General features: G+C 65.6%; 16 protein-coding genes and 1 pseudogene. 8 read left to right on the forward strand and 9 right to left on the reverse strand.

Annotated elements, in window-relative coordinates:
* The first annotated feature begins 76 nt into the window (after positions 1-76).
* Both EGT67_RS09630 and EGT67_RS09635 read left to right on the forward strand, forming a co-directional pair.
* Positions 77-967 carry a crotonase/enoyl-CoA hydratase family protein gene (locus EGT67_RS09630; protein WP_127915845.1) on the forward strand — a complete coding sequence of 297 codons (891 nt, stop codon included), beginning with the start codon at positions 77-79 and terminating at the stop codon, positions 965-967.
* Complete coding sequence (locus tag EGT67_RS09635; protein ID WP_277750147.1) at positions 951-1,580, forward strand: TetR/AcrR family transcriptional regulator; 630 nt, start codon at positions 951-953, stop codon at positions 1,578-1,580. Before EGT67_RS09630 ends, EGT67_RS09635 begins: the two co-directional genes overlap by 17 nt.
* A 1,670-nt stretch (positions 1,581-3,250) precedes the next feature.
* Here the strand turns inward: EGT67_RS09635 and EGT67_RS09640 are convergent.
* The 4 genes from EGT67_RS09640 to EGT67_RS09655 form a co-directional block, all read right to left on the reverse strand.
* Positions 3,251-4,882 carry an AMP-dependent synthetase/ligase gene (locus EGT67_RS09640; RefSeq protein ID WP_127915847.1) on the reverse strand — a complete coding sequence of 544 codons (1,632 nt, stop codon included), beginning with the start codon at positions 4,880-4,882 and terminating at the stop codon, positions 3,251-3,253.
* Positions 4,883-4,981: 99 nt separating this feature from the next.
* A complete protein-coding gene (locus EGT67_RS09645) occupies positions 4,982-6,100 on the reverse strand; it encodes a serine hydrolase domain-containing protein (RefSeq protein WP_127915848.1) in 1,119 nt (372 codons plus the stop codon).
* Positions 6,097-7,653, reverse strand: a complete 1,557-nt coding sequence (locus EGT67_RS09650) for an acyl--CoA ligase family protein (protein WP_127915849.1) — start codon at positions 7,651-7,653, stop codon at positions 6,097-6,099. The genes EGT67_RS09645 and EGT67_RS09650 overlap by 4 nt, the downstream gene beginning before the upstream one ends.
* A gap of 522 nt (positions 7,654-8,175) precedes the next feature.
* A complete protein-coding gene (locus tag EGT67_RS09655; RefSeq protein WP_127915850.1) occupies positions 8,176-8,946 on the reverse strand; it encodes an SDR family NAD(P)-dependent oxidoreductase in 771 nt (256 codons plus the stop codon).
* Between the two features lie 975 nt (positions 8,947-9,921).
* On the opposite strand from EGT67_RS09655, the gene EGT67_RS09660 reads away from it, so the two are divergent.
* The gene (locus tag EGT67_RS09660) at positions 9,922-10,524 is read left to right on the forward strand and encodes a TetR/AcrR family transcriptional regulator (RefSeq protein ID WP_127915851.1); all 603 of its coding nucleotides are present in this window, start codon (positions 9,922-9,924) and stop codon (positions 10,522-10,524) included.
* On the opposite strand, the gene EGT67_RS25600 is transcribed toward EGT67_RS09660, so the two are convergent.
* Complete coding sequence (locus EGT67_RS25600; RefSeq protein WP_164877517.1) at positions 10,439-10,939, reverse strand: AMP-binding enzyme; 501 nt, start codon at positions 10,937-10,939, stop codon at positions 10,439-10,441. The two genes, EGT67_RS09660 and EGT67_RS25600, sit on opposite strands and share 86 nt — an antisense overlap.
* Before the next feature lie 101 nt (positions 10,940-11,040).
* On the opposite strand from EGT67_RS25600, the pseudogene EGT67_RS25275 reads away from it, so the two are divergent.
* The 4 genes and pseudogenes from EGT67_RS25275 to EGT67_RS09680 all read left to right on the forward strand — a co-directional run.
* A pseudogene (locus EGT67_RS25275) lies at positions 11,041-11,305 on the forward strand (transposase); the annotation flags it as partial.
* A gap of 435 nt (positions 11,306-11,740) precedes the next feature.
* Positions 11,741-13,261: a flavin-containing monooxygenase gene (locus tag EGT67_RS09675; RefSeq protein WP_127915852.1), complete on the forward strand. Its 1,521-nt coding sequence runs from the start codon at positions 11,741-11,743 to the stop codon at positions 13,259-13,261.
* Between the two features lie 1,203 nt (positions 13,262-14,464).
* Entirely contained in the window at positions 14,465-14,635 is a 171-nt protein-coding gene (locus EGT67_RS25045; protein WP_164877518.1) for a hypothetical protein, read from the forward strand.
* A gap of 236 nt (positions 14,636-14,871) precedes the next feature.
* On the forward strand, positions 14,872-15,210 hold the full coding sequence (locus EGT67_RS09680) for a hypothetical protein (RefSeq protein WP_127915853.1): 339 nt from the start codon (positions 14,872-14,874) through the stop codon (positions 15,208-15,210).
* Between the two features lie 91 nt (positions 15,211-15,301).
* Here the strand turns inward: EGT67_RS09680 and EGT67_RS09685 are convergent, their stop codons facing one another.
* The 4 genes from EGT67_RS09685 to EGT67_RS09700 all read right to left on the reverse strand — a co-directional run bounded on the left by EGT67_RS09685 (position 15,302) and on the right by EGT67_RS09700 (position 17,992).
* Positions 15,302-15,487 carry a hypothetical protein gene (locus tag EGT67_RS09685; protein ID WP_127915854.1) on the reverse strand — a complete coding sequence of 62 codons (186 nt, stop codon included), beginning with the start codon at positions 15,485-15,487 and terminating at the stop codon, positions 15,302-15,304.
* Between the two features lie 79 nt (positions 15,488-15,566).
* On the reverse strand, positions 15,567-15,761 hold the full coding sequence (locus EGT67_RS09690) for a DUF3046 domain-containing protein (protein WP_127915855.1): 195 nt from the start codon (positions 15,759-15,761) through the stop codon (positions 15,567-15,569).
* A gap of 40 nt (positions 15,762-15,801) precedes the next feature.
* Complete coding sequence (locus EGT67_RS09695; protein ID WP_127915856.1) at positions 15,802-16,950, reverse strand: glycosyltransferase; 1,149 nt, start codon at positions 16,948-16,950, stop codon at positions 15,802-15,804.
* A 58-nt stretch (positions 16,951-17,008) separates the two neighbouring features.
* Positions 17,009-17,992, reverse strand: a complete 984-nt coding sequence (locus EGT67_RS09700) for an LLM class F420-dependent oxidoreductase (RefSeq protein WP_127915857.1) — start codon at positions 17,990-17,992, stop codon at positions 17,009-17,011.
* Positions 17,993-18,155: 163 nt separating this feature from the next.
* Here EGT67_RS09700 and EGT67_RS09705 point away from each other — a divergent pair, with 163 nt between their 5' ends.
* Positions 18,156-18,623, forward strand: coding sequence for an SRPBCC family protein (locus EGT67_RS09705; protein WP_164877519.1), 468 nt, complete (start codon positions 18,156-18,158; stop codon positions 18,621-18,623).
* Positions 18,624-18,635: the final 12 nt, after the last annotated feature.

Genomic DNA, 18,635 nt, shown 5'->3' on the forward strand with positions numbered 1-18,635 from the left:
GGCCGCCAATGGGCAGTTCCTACTGGCCCTTGACAGCGATGCTAAAGTGAATTCAGTTCATCTTTGAGGAGGAAGAATGTTCGAGACTTTGCTGTACTCCGTTTCGGATCAGGTGGCGACGATTACGTTGAATCGCCCCGAAGCGCTCAACACGATCGTTCCGCCGATGCCGGACGAGTTCCAAGCGGCGATCACCGAAGCAACACGAGATCCGCAGGTGAAGGTCATCGTGCTTCGTGGATCCGGTCGATCTTTCAGTGCCGGCTACGACTTCAGTGGCGGATTTCATCACTGGGACGATCAGATCAACACCAACGGGCAGTGGGATGCGGGCAAGGACTTCGTGTTCGCGACCGCGCCGACGGCGTCGCCCACGCAGAAGTTCATGAGCATGTGGCGTTGCCCCAAGCCGGTCATCGCCCAGGTTCACGGATGGTGCGTCGGCGGCGCCAGCGAGACGGCTCTGTGTGCGGATATCGTCATCGCCTCGGAGGACGCGCGGATCGGTACGCCGTACTCGCGCATGTGGGGCTGCCACCTGTCCGGGATGTGGATCTACCGCCTCGGACTGGCCAAGGCCAAGGAGTACTCATTGCTCGGGAAGCCGGTCTCCGGCAAGGAAGCGGCCGAGATCGGATTGATCAACAAGTCCGTCCCGTTCGAGGACCTTGAGGCTGAAGTCGCGCGCACGGCAGAGAAGCTCGCCGCGATTCCGGTGTCCCAGCTGTCGGCAATGAAGCTGATCGTTAACCAGGCCTACGAGAACATGGGCTTGGCGAGCACACAGACCCTGGGGCCGATCCTCGACGGTCTGATGCGCAACACGTCGGAGGCGCGAGAGTTCATCGACATCGCCGAGAACGAGAGCGTCGCCGCGGTCGTGGCGCGTCGTGATGGACCGTTTGGCGACTATAAGTCTGCTCCGCTGGATGAGCAGCCGAACCCGAACCATGTCATCGTCCCCTGATTCGCTGACAGCGCGCGGGCGAGCCACTCGGCAGCGCTTGATCGACACAGCTCGTGCGGAGTTGTTGCACGGGGGCGGGACGTTGGAGGTCGCCGCGGTTGCCGAAGCTGCCGAGGTCTCTCCGGGACTGCTGTACCGGTACTTTGGTGCCAAGGACGGGCTCGTCTCGGCGGTCGTTCACGACTTCTACGACTCGTACAACGATGCGGTGCTGTCGGCGCACATGGCGCCGGAGGCGGACTGGGCGACTCGTGAGCGGATGCGTCTCGCCCGGGAGATCGATTTCCTCTGCGAGGAGCCGATGGCTCGAATCATCGTGGGGCGGCAGCTGCGGGAACCCGCAGCTGCCGCTGCGGATGCGGAGCGCCTCGCCGAGCACATCGATCTGGCGGCACGCAATGTCGCGTATGGCCAGCGCATTGGTCAGGTCCCGGCGTCTATCGATGCCCGCCTGGCGGCAGCCGCCTTCATGGGTGCCTTCCGCGAGCTGATGGCCGAAGCGTTGAGCCGGGAAGTCGTCCCCAGTCGGAAGACTCTGTTGGACACGATCTGGGGCTTCGGAGGAAGTCTCGGGCTAGCGGAAGTACCTGAGTCGCGGTCGTCTCAGGCGTGATGGGCGAGGCAGGCAAGCACTCGTGGACAACACGTACGCGGACGACCGGCGCTCGACGGCCGAGTCGCTCGATCTTGCCGCAGGTGGGGGTGGTTGGGCCGGGAGTTCTTCTGCATGATCCCGAGCCGGCGCAGCACGGTTCGACACGGCCGGAGCCTCAGGCTAGCCCGTCCTCAGTCATGGATCTCCCGGGCCGCCTGTCGGGCACGTCTTGAGACACCTGTCCGGGGTGTCCACGACCAGCACACTGCCCCTGCTACCAAATCAGGCCCGGGATTCAGTGCGAATCCCGGGCCTGAAAGCATTTGAGAATTGGTCCCTCCACCACAAACCCTCCACTTTGAGCCGGTTCGCGGAGCTCAGGGCGGACTTCTGTCCGACGCCGTACTAGCAGCACCGAACGTCACCGAAGAGTCCGGTGAACGGCGGCACACCTTGTGGTTATGAGGACAGTCGTCAATCCGTTGAACGTGCTCAGCCCGCTTGTCGCCGATCACCGAGCTTGCCGAGTATGTCGGCGTGCCAATCGAGAAGAGATCTACGAGTGGCGCCACGCTGGCCGAGGTCCGGTGGGCGTCCGCATCGGTTATCCCGTCTGCGTGAGATCTCGGTTCGCATGGGTTGACCAGTTCATCAAGCGGCTCGCTTCGGCCGAGAGCTACAGCACGGCGAGCAGATACGAACAGTCTTGAGCCTCGCTCTCGGATCGGGTGTCAGGTTCTACGCGCTGCGCGAGATCCGGTTCGCGAGACGTCGCGACTGCACATGGCGCCTTCGCAGACGATGGCCCTGACCTTGGAGCAGCTGGAGGCGATCCGCCTGACGGTTCGGAGTTGGCGACCGTGGGCCCGGGGTGCCAGGTCCGCTGCCCGCCGGCCAGTTGGAGCAGATCATGAGGTCATGCTCGTACGTCCACTCGGATTGGTGAGGTTCTGGCGATCCGACGGTGCGTTGCCGACGTCACGGTCTCGCCTGCCAGGGCGCGCATCTGCGGGGCGGTCGTCTCGCGCAGGGAAGCCGGCCCATCGGCGGCCTCACCCGAAGACGCAGAAGTCGACGGGCGTGGTGTCGGTGCCTGGTTTCGTAGCCGAGGTCCTTCGACAGCGGCTCGTAGCCGTCGACTCTATGGAGCCGGAGCATCTGGTCTTCACTCGCAAAGGCGCGCCGCTCGCGACCACCAACATTCGAAGTCGGCTTCGGGCCGTGCTCCCGGCGGCTGGGCTCGAGAGTGGCACGCCGCATGCTTTCCGTCGGATGAATGGTCACCACGGTGCTGGACCGGACGAGCGGTCCAGCACCGTGGCCGGGTTGCGTGGCACGCCGCCCTTCCCAGTTGACTTCTATGCGGTGTCCTTCTTCGGTGGGCTCGGATTCGCGTTCTTCAACTCGACGGCACAAGTAGTTGCCTCTTATGCTCAGGCCACCGACGACCATGCCGATCGGTGATCCTCTGTCCCGTGCCGCTAGATTCGGTGGTCTGGCCACCGCGCTGCATGACGGCCCAGGCGGACCTCCGCGCGCTTCGGAATGCACACGGCGACCGGCACAGCGCGGATTGGCCGGCGCGTCTACCCACGACCTGTGAAACTCGTGCCGCAGCGACCTGATCAGCCGCCACTCACCTGACGAGATCGTGGAAATGAGGCGAGGGCGCTCAGCACGCCGACAGGCTAGAGGTCGCTATACAGCGACTTGATCACGTCCGCGAACTTGGACTGGACCGTGCGGCGCTTCAGCTTCAGGCTGGGAGTGAGTTCCCCGCTGTCGACGGTCCACTCCGACGGGAGTACATGGAACCGCTTGACCTGTTCGACACGCGCCAACTCCTTGTTTGCAGCGTCGACGGCTCCCTGGATTTCCTGGATCACGTGGGGATTCTGACTCAGCTCGGTGACGGAGCTGAACTCGATGCCCGCCGCCTCGGCCCACTTCTGCGCGTACTCGGGATCGAGCACTATGAGGGCGACGATGTAGCGTTCCCGGTCTCCGTAGGCCAAGGACTGACCGACCAACGGGTGCCGTGTCAACAACGCTTCGATCGCGACCGGAGCGACGTTCTTCCCGCCGGAGGTGATGATCAGCTCCTTCTTGCGGTCGATGATGTAGAGGAACCCCTCTTCGTCACACCGGCCGATGTCACCGGTGTGCATCCAGCCGTCCTCATCGGCCGCCGGTGAAACTGTGCCGTCCTCCTGCAGGTATCCGGCGCAGACGATCGGTCCCCGAATGAGGACCTCGCCGTCCTCGAGCATGCGCATCTCGTTGCCCGAGATCACTTTGCCGACCGAGCCGATGCGCAGTTCATCGGCCGGAGTCGTCGTGGCAATCCCGGTCGTCTCCGTCATTCCCCAGCCCTCGATGATGGATATGCCGGAATCCTTGAAGTACTGCTGGACATCGGCGACCAGCGGGGCTCCGGCACTGCAGGCCCATGTGACGCGGTCGAGTCCGACATCGGCGAGTGTGCTATTCGGGTTCGACCGCAAGCCGGCGGCGATCTTCTCCCAAACGCGTGGTACCCCAAAGAACAGCGTTGGATGCACCTGGCGAAGGTGCGGGATCAGGTCGTCCAGGTTCGGGCAGAAGGTGACGTGTCCCGCCTTGACGATCGGCGTGTAGATCGAGATGATCCGCTCGGCGATGTGTGCGAGGGGGAGGTAGCAGATGTTGCTGGAGTGCTGCGGAATCCCTGTTGCCTCATCGAGGCTCTCGACGTTGGAGATCACATTGCGATGGGTCAGGATGACGCCCTTGGGAACACCGGTGGTGCCTGAGGTGTAGATCAAGGTCGCCGGATCCTCGGAGGTTACAGCGCGCCACTTCGACTCGAAGGCCTCCAGATCGACGTCCTCGACGACGAGTGAATCCCAGGTCCGGAAGCGCGGTTCCTCTGCGGCCGCTGCGTCTTCGTCCAGGACCACGATGTGGCGAAGCCCCGGGAGTTGGTCGAGCAGCGGCAGCCAGCGACCGACCTGCTCCTGGCCCTCCAACACGGCCACCACGACCTTGGCGTGCTGGGCGACGAAGGCGATCTGGGACGTCGGCATCGTGCCGTAGATGGTGGTTGGAACGGCCCCGAGGTGTACAGCGGCCTGGTCGGCGAGCCATTGCTCCGGACGGTTGGACATCATCAGCGCCACGCAGTCGCCGGGGCCGACGCCCAGGTCGGTGAGGCCTTGTGAGATCTGCGCGATCCTCACCTGGGCTTGTCGCCAGGTCAGTGTCACCCCCTCGAACGACAGCGCCGGAAGGTCGCCGAACTTCTCAACGTTGCGGTTGACATAGGCGGGAATCGTCAACATCGTTAGAGCCTTTCACTTTGCAGGGGTTGAATCGGGTCGGGTGACCATTCAAGAAGCGGACGGATTAGCGCATCCGGCGAGTACCCCGAGAGTGGGAGCTCACAGGAGCGTGTAGATCTGGGATAGAAGGAGGCGTGCCCTCTCAGAGCCGACCAGGTCGGGCGCCATCTTGTTCATTACGTAGGCAACGACCAGGTGGTTGGCAGGGTCGATGACCAGCATCGAGCCGCCCCAGCCGCCCCAGACGCCGGCTCCTTCTGGGAGGTAGTCGAAGCTTGCTTTGGTGGCGAGCGCGAGTCCGAGTCCCCACTGCAGCGACAGCCCGAGCACGAGGTCGGGGCCGTCGGAGTGTGCCTCGAACACGCGTGTTCGTACGGCGGGCCGCACGAGGCGGTCATCGAGGAAGGCTTCTCCTACGAGGGCCACTGAGCGCGCGTTGCCGTGGCCGTTCGCGGCGCCGATGTCGGCGTCGCGCCAGGCATCGGTGAGTGTTGCTTCGGCACTCACGCGGGGAGCGGTGAACGTCCGTTTGAACAGCGGTGGTCGGTCGTGCGCCAATGGTGGTGGTGATGCGGTCGGTGGGATCAGGGTGGCCGCCCGCGAACGCAAGGCTCTCGGGAGCCCGATGTGGATGTCGGCACCGAGTGGCTGTGCGACGTACGTGGTGACGTAGTCGCGCAGTGGCATGCCCGCCGCACGACGCAGGAGTTCGGACAGGGGTGTTCCGAATGAGGTGGCGCCGTACCCGGACGCAGTACCCGGGGTCCACCACGTTTCCTGGCTCGCGAGGCGGGATGCGGCGTAAGGGTGGTCGTAGAGATTGTCGAGAGTGAAGGGAGGGTCCCAGGCACAGACACCGCTGGAGTGGGAGAGGAGCTGGGCGAGGGTGACCGAGGCTTTGCCGCCCGCTGCGAACTCGGGCCACAAGTTCGCCACCGGCGCGTCAAGGTCGAGCAGCCCGCGATCCGCTGCGTGGAGCACCGCCAGCGTGGAGACGACCTTCGTGATCGACCAAATGTTGACGAGTGTGTCACGCTCCCAGGCATCGGCGCCCGCGGGCGCTCCGACGCGGCCTGCCCACAGGTCGGCCAGAACCCGTCCGGCCTGCCGCACGTGGATGCTGACGCCGATCTCTTCTCCGGCGGCGAGTTGCTGGCTGAGGAGGTCTCGCAGTGGCTCGAAGGCCGGATCGGTGTGGCCGTGGACGATCTCGTTCATTGGATCCGGCGCTCGTGGCCGGCCCAGGCCTGGTCCCGCAGGACGTACTTCTGGATCTTGCCGGTCGAAGTCTTGGGAAGGTCGGTGAATACGACGAGCTTGGGTGCCTTGTAGCGCGCGAGCCGGTCCTTGACCCACTGGGCGATCTCGTCCTCGGTCGCGGACTGCCCGGGTTTGAGGGTTACGAACGCCGCGGGCACCTCTCCCCACATTTCGTCAGGAGTGGCGATTACCGCGACCTCCAGGACCGCGGGGTGGTCGGCGATGACTTGCTCGACCTCGACGGAGGCGATGTTCTCGCCGCCGGAGATGATGACGTCCTTGCTGCGATCGCGCAGCTCGACATAGCCGTCAGGGTGCATGACGCCCAGGTCCCCGGTGAGGAACCAGCCGTCGCGACATACCTCCTCGGTGGCCTGCTCGTCTTTGAGGTAGCCGAGCATGAGGTTGTTGCCACGCAGCGCGATCTCGCCGATGGTCACGCCGTCGAGTGGCACGTCCTGGCCGTTGGGAGTGATGACGCGGGCGGTACAGGCGATCATGTTGGCGACGCCCTGGCGTGCCTTAAGGCGGGCCTGTTCTTCGACGCTAAGAGCGTTCCATTCGGGGCGCCAGTCGCAGATCATGGCGGGGCCGTAGGTCTCGGTGAGCCCGTAGAGGTGGGTGACGTCGAAACCAAGTCGGCTCATCTCTCGCAAGATCGCGGGCGAGGGCGGGGCCCCTCCGGTGGCCAGCTTGACTGAGCGGTCCAGCGGGACAGCGCCGTCGGCGTACGCGATCATCGACAGCACCGTCGGGGCTCCGCACAGGTGGGTCACGCCCTCGTCGCGAAGCAGCCGCCAGATCTCGCTCGGATCGACCTTCGGGAGACACACGTGGGTGGCTGCGGCAGCGGTGACAGCCCAGGGAAAGGTCCATCCGTTGCAGTGGAACATCGGCAGGGTCCACAGGTAGGCCGACGACGTGTTCATTCCCATGTGACCGACCATTGAGACAGCCTGCAAGAACGCGCCTCGGTGGTGGTACATGACGCCCTTGGGGCGACCGGTGGTGCCCGAGGTGTAGTTGATCGAGATGACGCTGCGCTCGTCGTGTACAGGCGTGCGGAGCGGATCGGAGCCGGTGATGAGCGCCTCATACTGCTCGCCCACCTCCACGAGTCGCAGTCCCGGAACCGCCGCGGACACCGTGGCAGCGAGGTCGGTGAAGGTGGGGTCGTAGATCAACACTGACGCTTCGGAGTGCTCGATGACGGACTGCACCTCACGCGCCGAGAGCCGGGTGTTGATCGCCACGAGCGGGACCCCCGCCCACGGCACGCCGTAGTGGGCCTCCAGCAGCACGTGCGTGTTGGGAGCGATCACAGCGATCGGGCGGCCCTCTGCCAGCGGTGCAAGCCCGCCCGCTAACCGGCCAGCTCGCTCGTAGAGTTCGTCGTAGGTCCATCGCTGGTCGCCGTCGATGACGGCGATCCGGTTGCCGTGGCTGTCCTTGGCGCGCTGGAGGTAGGACAGCGGTGTCAGTGGCTCGTAGGACATGGCCGGGTCGATCATGGGTTCTCCTGAATCGTCTTGTGATCTGATCGGAGGCTTGGCAGCCGGCGGCATAGCCTGGTCACCGCGGCGAGCCACCTGTCGCGGTCGGCGACGCGGTCATGCTCGTGAGCGCCAGCAACATCGCGGGGCCCCAAGGGCTGCCCTGTAACGGCAAGGGTGTCTTCGGCGTTTTGGGCATCTGGGTACGGGCCGCCTGCGGACACATGCAGTGCACTGCGATGCTGTCGTCGGCGTGCGTGATAGCGAGCCATTCGGCAAGGGCCACGGTCGCCGCTCGTGAACTTCGAGCACGGCTCCTCGCGCGGTGATCGGCTCGGGCAGACGCGCACCATATACCGAGAAGACCGCCTCGCTGGATCGATCGGCGGCACGCCCCTGGCCACGCATCAACGCCGACGCGTCGACGTTTCCCGCGGTGGCGACCAGCCGACGCGTGCGCGATATCAACGCCGATGTAGTACATGGGAGAGTGCTCCTTGCTGGGAGTTGTGCTCGGTCGTACAGAGCTGCAGATGGCGCTCAGCGGAAGAGTCCGGTCAGAGCGAGCCCCGCTCCACCGTCGAGGCGAAGTGTGCGGCCGGTGATGTATCCCGCGGCGGGAGAGAGCAGGAAGAGGATCGGACCGACAACCTCGTCGAGAGTTCCGGTGCGGTGCATGGGAACGCCAGCGAGCATCCGCTCACGCGCGGTGGCCGGCATGGCGAGCACTTTCGGGGTGTCGAAGAGGCCGGGCGCGACGGCGTTGACACGGATGCCATCGCTGACCCACTCGGTCGCCAGTGTGGCCGTCAGGCCGACCAGGCCGGCCTTGGCCGCGGCGTACGACGCCTGCCCGGGCAAGCCATCGAGGCCTGCCTGGGAGGTAACGAAGGTAATGGCTGCGTTCTCGGCCTCCCGCAGGTAGGGGTAGGCCGCCTGAGCCACTCGGAACTGGCCGGTGAGGTTCACGTCGACGTCGGCCTGGAACGCTTCCCCGGGGAAAGCCGCCGCTCGGTGAATCGTGTCCACCACCCCGGCAGCGCCGACAAACGAGTCAATGCCGCCCAATCGTTCGGCGGCATCAGCGACCGCCTTGCCGACCTCGTCGCCTTTGGTCAGATCGGCCTCGATGATGACCTGACCCTCCGCTGTCGTCTCCGACACGCGGTCGATGCCGACGACGTGAGCTCCAACCTCGAGCAGCGCGGCGCTCAGAGCCTGGCCAAGTCCCCCAGCGGCGCCAGTGAGCAGAACCCGTGTGCCGGGACGAGGCAGAGGGGACCAGGTGCGCTCGGCAATGTTGTTCAGCAAGACGACTCAGACCTCCGCATTATCGGCCGGACCTAAGATCCAGCATGTCGATCATTTGATCGACATCACATGAAACCACTCCCTCAGCTCTGCGTCAAGGAGAAAATGTGACCGCCGCCACGGCGTGGGTTGAGGTCTGGGATTGCCGAGTGGGGCGCTCGACGAAGTGATGGGCGCCACATTCTGTCCGCGTCGCCCTTGATGTCGACCATCGATACGCACCCTGTTCGCTGACCCGTGAACGGAGTCCCGATACCCGCGATACCTCACAACGCATCAACCCACCTGCCGCGTAAGCTCGTGGCCGCCGGCCTTGGCGAGCCGTGCCTTGGAGGGGCATGGCCACTTCATCAGGGGCACCGCGCAGCGCTCGTCCTCGGATCCGCGTTCTTTCCCGACGCGTTGTAACAGCACCTGCTGTCCTTAGCCGCCGTCCGGCGGGCTTCATCGCCCACCCGCTCGGCGGAGTCATCCTTGCGTCCATGGGGCGGTCGCGTCGGGGCGACACAGTGGGGGTGGTCGTTGTTCCGGAAGAGTGGACATGCGCCGGGAAGAGCTCGGCGATGTAGGGCGGCGGGGCTGTAGCAGACGCCCGCTGAGCCGTAGCGCACAAAGCTGGCGATACCCACCAGCACGATGTCCCCCGTGTCGCTGCACCTAGCGGCGATGGCGGCGATCGCACTCGTCTCCCGCGCTGCTGCTCCCGGGGGCCTACCGGAGGTCGGACTTGGCGGTTGGGGCGGCAAGTGTCGGCGAGCCACGCGAGGGTACTCTCAGCGATCGTTGAGGACGGACAGGCCATGAATCCGGCTTGGTCTGCACATCCGGGGATGCAGGCACATTCGGGACTACGTCCGCGTGCCGCGCTACCAGAGTGGCCGGCGGCCGATCGGCGCTGACGGCCCCGCGGGATAATCTGCCGAACGTCGCCGTCCGCAATCGGCAGGCGGTCGTGACGTCAGGAAAGGGGTTCGGGTGGCTCGCAAGCGTTCCCTGGACGAAGGACCGGTGCTGCGCGGGCAGATCATGGCGGCATCCGCCAAGCTCTTCTACGAGCGTGGATATGCTGCCACCTCCATTCGCGACATCGCAGAGGCGGTCGATATCTCGTCCTCGACGATGTACCACCATTTCAAGAACAAGCAGGAGGTTCTGCACGCCATCGTCACGCAGTTCATGACGGACTTCGTGGCGGAGATGGACGAGATCCTGCGCGACAAGACGCTAGCGCCGACCGATCGGATCCGGCAGACCGTGCGTAAGCACATCGAGTTCAGTGATGACCGGCGCCCGGAGCTTCTCGTCGGCAACCCAATTCGAAATGCCCTGGATGCGGATCAGCAGAGGGAAGGTATCCGTCTCCAGTCCGCTTACCACGACGCTGTACGGGACACGATCAAGGATGGCGTCGACTCTGGGGAGTTCGACGTTCCTGACGTCGCCGTCGCCACCATGGCCGTGCTCGACATGCTGAACGGTGTTCGCGAATGGTTCACCCCGCGGGGCACGCTGACCAGGGATGCGCTCGTCGAACGCTACGTCTGTCTCGTCCTGCGGTTGTTGGGCGCGGACCGGTAGAGGGATTCGTCCCACACGCCAACGGCGCGTAGGACGGGGCCGGCAACAGGCATCGCGGTGGCGACCTTCTTCGAGATCGTGTCCATAGGCCCGCACTTACCTCAGCGCGCCCCGATGCGTGCCTGATCATGGTGCCACCATGGGCGTTGTCTGGCTCAGCTGCCGCTTCAAGATCTTGCCGCTGGCGTTCAACGGCTTCTCGTCGAGGAACTACCAATTCCACTGGCACCTTGTAGTCGGCCAGACGCTGCGCGGCTAAGGTGCTCAGCGATTCCTCAGTGGGCTGCACGCCCGGCTCAGGAACGAGCGCTACGCAGACGCGCTTGCCGAACAAGTCGTCAGGGCGACCGAATACCGCAACCCGCGCGACGTCGAGGTGCGCGGCGATGGCGCTCTCGAACTTCAGGCTGTACACGTTTCGGCCGCCGCGGATGGATCATGTCCTTGCTGCGCCCCAGTACATGCACACAGCTCTCAGCGTCCTATGGATCCGACGTCTCCGGTGCACAGCGCCTGGAGCGAGTTCGTGCCTTCCTCGACTGCGACCCGGAAATCAGGCGAGTCATATGTAGTCCAATGCGATCGAGAGTATCGATGCCCGCTATTGGCGTGCAATCCGGGCCCGAGAGCATTTCCCCAGCGATCAAGTGCCTGCATTTGGCGACACGGACCCTCAGCCCGACGGAAATGGGAAGAGCGCGATGGGCAGCGAGGCGGGAAGCCGACCCTGATCGTCTTCGCTGTCACGTTCGAAGACTGGACCACCCCGAGTGAAACCTAAACCGATGCGCCAGAACCGGATCCACCGGATAACTGACATTCCCTCGGCCGCGCCGGCGACGGTGTCGAGGTGCGCGTGCGGCACGAGTTCGGCGAGCGTTTCGTCGACGAGCCGGACACGGTCGGAGAACTGTGCGTGCGTGGCCCCATCGTGACGGTCTGCTACGCGGGAGCCAGGTTGCGACCGCCACCTACTGGGATGGCTGGGCTGCACAGCCGAACGATGGCGGGATATCGCAGGCCCCACTTGGTGGCGAACTCGTCGAACCGTTCGCTGGCCGCGGCCTCGGTGTAGACGGGCATCAGATCGCGTGACAACAGCGACGGCTGTCTGGCGTCGACGAGATCGTGTTGTCGTTGGAAAGGGCAGTTGCGGCAAGCCCGTCCAACGCCGTAGCGTGTCGATCGATTGATCGACACGCTATGAGGAGTCTTCATGAATACCTACTCCGCGCAGTCCAGCGCAGCGCCAGCTCCCGAGACCGCCGCCACAGGATCTGTCCTCATCATCGGGTCAGGCTTCAGCGGGCTCGCCATCGCCGCGAAGCTCGAGGAGGCCGGAATCTCCGACTGGCTGATCCTGGAGCACGCCGACCGCGTAGGCGGCACCTGGCGCGACAACACCTACCCCGGCTGCGCCTGCGACATCCCCTCGCCGCTGTACTCTTACTCCTTCGACCAGAACCCCAACTGGTCACACCTCTTCGCTCCCCAGCCAGAGATCCTCGAGTACCTGGAGACCTTTGCCCACCGTCGCGGTCTCACCGGAAGGATCCGATTCGGCCGACGGGTAGCCGCCGCCGAATGGGACGAACGGCAACAGACATGGACCGTGACGACTGCTGACGGCGAACGATACGAGTACACCCATCTCGTCTCCGCCGTCGGACTTCTGCACCGCCCCAAGGCTCCGGCCATCCCCGGTCTCGAGAACTTCGCCGGCACCGCCTTTCATTCGGCACAGTGGAACCACGACTACGACCTGACCGGCAAACGGATCGCGGTCATCGGCACCGGCGCGAGCGCCATCCAGTTCGTGCCAGCCATAGCCGACCAGGTCGCCTCCATGACCGTCTTCCAGCGCTCTGCCCCCTGGATCATGCCCAAAGCTGACCGCCCTTTCGATGAGGACGAGAAGCGCAAGCTCCGCCGCTTTCCAATTCTGAAGTGGTATCGGCGCGCAAGGTTGTACTGGCAGCACGAAGAACGGGCCGAAGGGTTCACCAATGTCGCGAGCGACAACGACAAGACCGTCGCTTACGCACGAAGGCATCTTGAGCGTCAGGTTCCCGACCCCGAGCTACGCGCGAAACTAACCCCCGACTACGCCCTGGGCTGCAAGCGCCTGCTGATCTCCAGCAACTACTACCCAGCCCTGATGAAGTCGCACGTCAACCTTGTCAACGAAGGCATCCGGGAGATCACCGCAACGTCGGTGATCACCGACACCGGTGAGGTCATCGATGCCGACTGCATCATCTTCGGCACCGGATTCGACGCCCAAAATGCTCTCGCCGAGGTCGACATCATCGGCCGCACTGGCATGCTGCTCGACAAGGCGTGGGCCACCGGCATGAACGCCTACCTCGGCACAACCGTGAACGGGTTTCCCAACTTCTTCATTCTCTGCGGACCCAACACCGGACTCGGGCACAACTCCCAAGTTTTCATGATCGAGCGACAGGTCCGGTACACGATCGCCGCCATCAAGGCAGCCCGGCGCCGCGGTTCGATCGAGGTCACTGCACAGGCCCAAGGGCGGTTCCGTGCATGGTTGCACGCCCAGATGTCGCACACCGTGTGGAACGCCGGCGGCTGCACGAGCTGGTACCTGGATCCCCGAACGGGCGAGAACACCCTGCTGTGGCCGTCATCCACCGTCGACTTCTGGAAGAAGACAGTCCGAATCAAGCCCTCCGACTACACTTTTACGAAGTCTCGCGGCATCTCTCGATAACGGGAGCCCGACAAGGCGTTGAGAGCAGTGGCCGCGTCACCTTGGACTTGGCCTTCGCCGAGCCGACGTCCTACCGCACTCCCTATCCTCAAGCTCGGTGACCACTCACCGTCACCACAGGCCGGCCAGTCAGGAGACTCTGCTTCCAGAGGGGCCGCCGACAGGGGCAGCGGGCCAACGTGGGCTGTTGATCGGACTGCTCCCGGCGAGCGTCTGCGCGGTCTTGGTACTGAGCCGTAGGTGATTCCCCGATCGCCTCGCCATGGGCCACATCGAAGCTGGCTGCCCCTCCCCGGTCGCATCGTGAGCTGTCAGCGTCGGTTGAAAACTGACCCCGGAGCGTCGGGGATTCTACGGAAGGGGTCAATGTTCGACCGACGCTGACAAGATCTTGCTCGCCGAATCGCCCCGTTGCACGGATTGGTGGTATCTGATCTGCGGTGCCGCGAGGCACTGTTGGCAGGATGTGCACTGGGCCGAAGCCGTATCCCAAGGAGTTCTGCGACGAACGTCGTCCGCGTGGCGAGCAACCGAGAACCACGTCAGCTCAAGTAGATCGCCACGGGTTTCGGGATCAGCGAGTCCTGCCTGACCAACTGGCTCTAGTACGCCGACGTCGAGGACGGCATCAAGCCAGGAAGCACCGTCGGCGAGAATACGGAGTTGAGCGAAAGCCCGGAAGCGTATCCGGCTGCTGAGCAGGAGAAGGAGGTCCTGCGGCGCCGCAGCCTATCTATCGTAGGCGAATCTGCCGGGAAAATGATCTACCCGCTCGTCCGTGACGCCGACGGGATCCCCGTCCACGCCGACGCGACGCACTGGCCCGCTACGCGCTCACCACCGACGCGTTCTGAGCTCGGACAATGGGGCAGCCAGCGTCAGTGCGCGTGAACGAACCCGCCCGAACTCCAGTGGGCACCGTGGGATAGCCCAGGTCACGGCAGGTCCGGTCGATTGTTCAGCCGGATCGGCGGCGACATCACCGGCTCGTACCGGAGCTGATTGACCCGATCTGCGACGCAGCCGTCGGAAGTCGGCCTGCCCGGCCGGGACTCGGAGTTCCAACTTTGTACTGCAGTATGTTTCACAGGTCAGTCGTGTCGGGGGACAGTCAGGCGTGCAGGCCTGTCCATTTCGACGAAGCACACGTCACACGGGGGTGGCATGTTCGGGGATCAAGGGCGCAGACGTCGACCGTGCAACGTGAAGGCGGCGCTGCTGACGTCCGCATGGCTGGCGTGTATCGCCGTGATCGTGTTCGTTCCCGGAGCGTTCGCGATGTTGGCCGGCCTCGAAGTCTCTGTGGCCGCGACGGTCACGGCTTTCACCGGATTGTGTGTGCTGATGGCCGGGGTCCTGGTCAATCTCCGGTGACACTTTCCACCGAACGGCTGCGTTCATTCGCACCGGTCCGCTGTCCGTTCACTGGAACACGACCTCCGGAAGCTCAGCGCCACTGGCACGTTCGGGCAGCCGGGCGAAATCTCCGTATCGTGGCGTACCTCACAAACCGACCCGTCTGATCGCTTTTCGTTTCGGCGGCGTGGTATTTCGAGGTACCGCCGCTGATTCGCGGCGGCGGGGACAGGGAGGATTCCCAGGTGGGAACCATGAAGACAGCAGTGAAGATCGCGGCCGCGGCTGCGGGGGCGTGCGCGGTTATGGCGATCGGCGCCGGGACGGCGTCGGCGTTCACGGTGCAGCCGTTCGAGGGCGGCACCACGATCGAGGTGAATCAGGCGGAGGCTGCGGCGCTCTCGCAGGCCCGGATCGCGGGTCCGCTTCTGAATCCGGTGTACCCGCACATCGCGTACACCAGCGGGCTCCGTACAGGCGACGCGGCCCAGATCTCCATCGACCGGGCGGCCGCACGGAACGGCGGTGCCGGTGCGGATATCTACGGCCCGCTGCACGCTCCCGAGTTCGTCCAGTTCTACCACTACGGGTAGCAGAAAACGGAGGCCCGCCCCGACGAGCTGTCGGGGCGGGCCTTTCCGTTTGGTCCACTTGGTCCACTGCCTCGGGAATGTCGAAAATTCCCTACATTCCGTCCCGTCCGGATTCTTGGTGCGGGATCAACTCGTGGCGGCGCATCGGGAACGGGTATGCGCCGGGCGCGTTCTCCCCGACCGGCTTGATGACGAACCGATCGGGGTCGGCCTCGTCGACGCCGTCGATCACGAAGATCGACGCTCTGTCGGGATAGATCCGGACGAGGTTTCCCACGAGAGCACACGAGCGAACCTCCCGGATGCCTGACGCAAGACAGCCGAGCGACGTCCGGCGATGCCGCGGCCGAGCCGCTCTAACGGCGCTGTGGTGGGACGTCGAACTCGTCGCACAGCGCCCGCCAGACGACGCGGGGGTCGATGCCGTCCTCGATCGCGTCGGCGGCGGTCTTGGCGCCCAGGCTGAGAATCACGTGGTCGACGAGCAGGGAGTCGCCGCGGACCTGTCCGAACTCTTCCCGGACGAGATCATGGAATTCGGTCAGTCGCACACCTGCCACGGTAGCGGAGCCCGGCGTCCGGCCCGAAGGCTCATCCCAGCACCGCGCGACACACCGCGACCGGATCCTCGACGTCGGCCACGCCGTCCGCCGCCTTCCGTGCGGCCGCCGCGAACGACGGATCGTCGAGGACGCGGCGCACCCCGTCGCGGACGGCGTCGACGGTCAGCGGCCGGATCAGGACAGCACTGCCCTGTCGGGCGACCCGGTTCGCCACCTCCCACTGGTCGCCGCCGCCGGGCACCGTCACGAGGGGCACCCCGGCGAGCAGCCCCTTCGCGAGGACACCGTGCCCGGCGCCGCACACCAGGGCGGACGCGTGCCGCAGCATCTCGTCCTGGCGCCCGTATCCGGCGCGCACCCAGTCGGGCAGGTCTTCGTCGGGCGCCTCGAACAGCGTCACGAGCAGCCGCACACCCAGGCCGTCGAGGGCCTGGATCGCGGTGTCGAGCATCCCGCCGGCGCCCGTGGAGGCGGTGGACGGCGCCAGGACGATCAGCGGGCCGTCGCCGGGCGGCGCTTCGAGCACGTTGTCGGCCGGCTCCCACACCAGCGGGCCGACGACGTGCGCGTTCGACGGCCAGTCCGGCCGCGGCACCTCGAGGGCCGGCAGCGTCGCGATCAGCCGGGCAGCGGGCCCGGGGTCCTCGGCCGGCAGTCCGACGCTCATCCGCGCCTCGCTGCGCTGCGCCCGGCCCTTCCGGATGGCCGGGGCGGTCATGGCGCGCAGCACCACGTCCCGGGCCCGCCCGCCCGCGCCCGTGCCGGGGGCGAGGCCGGAACCGATGGGCGGCAGGCCCTTCGACGGCAGATACAGCGGGTGCGGGGACAGTTCCACCCACGGCACCCCCAGTCGCTCGGCCGCCATGCCGCCACCGACGGTGATGACGTCGGACACCACGAGATCCGGTGCGATGGCACGCATGTCGGGCAGCAGCGCGGTCGAGACGTGCGCGGCACGGCCGTGGATCTTGGCCCCGGAGTCGGCGTCGTCGTCGGTGTCCCGCGGCGCGAGTCCACCGAGCTTGCGGGCCTCGACGCCGATGTCGCGCGCGACGTCGAGCCACCGTCCTGCGGAGACGAACACCGGATCGTCCCCTGCGGCAACGAGTTTCCGGCACAACGCGAGGGCGGGGACGGCATGACCGGCCTCGGGCCCGGCGACGACAGCTACACGCATCCGGACAGCGTGCCACACGACAGTGAGCCGTCACACATGCCGGCGCCGGGCGGCGGCCTCAGCTGCGCACGAGCGGTCCGAGCGTTCGTCCGACAAGTTCGACGACACCCGGCCGGTGCCCGTTGACGACGACATTGACGATGACGCCGTCGATACCGGGGTCGAGGACACGGGTCTTGATCTGTTCGGCCACCTCGTCGGGGTTGCCGACGAACTGACGGTCCGTCGCCGCCGCACGTTCGGCCACCGACAGCGCCGACAGGTCGACACCCCTGGACAGCAGGAACTCGCGTTGCATCTCCCGCGCCTTGTCGCCGTCCTCGTCGATGATGACCGAGGCCAGGAAGCTCGTCTCGAGGGTCGACCGGTCGCGGCCGATCTCCTCGCAGCGCTGCGCCAGCGCCTCGAGCTTGCGCGGCAGTTCGACGGCGTTGGCGATGACGTTGAGGTGGTCGGCGTAGCGGGCAGCCAGTCCGAACGTCTTCTTCTCGCCGCCGCCACCGAGCAGGATCGGCAGGTCGTCGCGGAAGCGTGGCTCGTTGATCGCGTTCTCGACGTGGTACCACTTGCCCGCGAACGTGGGTCGCTCCCCGTGGAGCATCGGGGCGATGATCTGCAAGGCCTCGTCGAGACGCTCGAAGCGCTCGGTGACGGTGCCGAACTCGAATCCCAGTTGCTGGTGCTCGAGTTCGAACCAACCCGCACCGATGCCCAGCACCACGCGGCCGCCGCTGACGACGTCGAGCGTGGAGACGGTCTTGGCGAGCAGCGCCGGGTTGCGGTACGTGTTGCCGGTGACGAGCGCCGACAGCTGGATCGAGTCGGTGGCCGTGGCGATCCCGGCCAGCGCCGTGTACGACTCGAGCATCGGCTCGTCGGGCTCCCCGATTCCCGGCAGCTGATAGAAGTGATCCATCACGAAGACGGCGTCGAATCCGGCCGCCTCCGCCTCACGAGCTTGGGTGATGACAGTGGGAAACAGGTCGCGCACGGGAGTCGAATAGCTGAAATTCGGAATCTGGTATCCCAGGCGAATACTCATGCCGTCGACGCTACGCCGCACCGGCCGTCGCCCGGCGCGAATCGTCGCCGCAACCGTGGCGGCACGCAGTCCGGGGCGGTCCCACCGAAAGCTAGGCTGCCCCCTGACAATCTTCGCCCGGCACGTGCGCGTCCGGGCCGCGCCACATCATCAGGGGGCAACCATGGGCTACGCATCGTTCACCAACTGGCGGCGGCTGGAAGGCGACCCGGATCTCGTCTGGCACGCCTTCACCCACCCGGAGGAGACGGTGCGGTACGAGGAGCACAAGACGGAGACCGTGCTCGGGCCCGACTTCGAGATGACCGCCGGGCACGGCTGGGACAGCAGGCACGGCGAGGAATGCGACTTCGACGTCGTGCGGTGGACCATCGTGCGGCACGTGCCGAACGAGGTGTTCGAGATCTCCGGCCGTCAGCGGGGCATCCGGCAGAACGTGGTGCTCACCATGGAACCCGCGGACGGCGGCCACATCGTGACCGAGACCATTCGCTTCCGTCCGGCGTTCGCGGGCAAACCCGGCGCACAGGTGCTGTCCTGGCTGCTCCTCGCAACCGGCCTGCTGGCCAAGTTCGGCGACGACCACGGCGAGAATCTGGATCTGCTCGAGGAGTACGTCGCAGCCAGGTAGCGGAACTCACGC

The organism is Prescottella agglutinans (genome assembly GCF_004011865.1).
Lineage (GTDB): Bacteria > Actinomycetota > Actinomycetes > Mycobacteriales > Mycobacteriaceae > Prescottella > Prescottella agglutinans.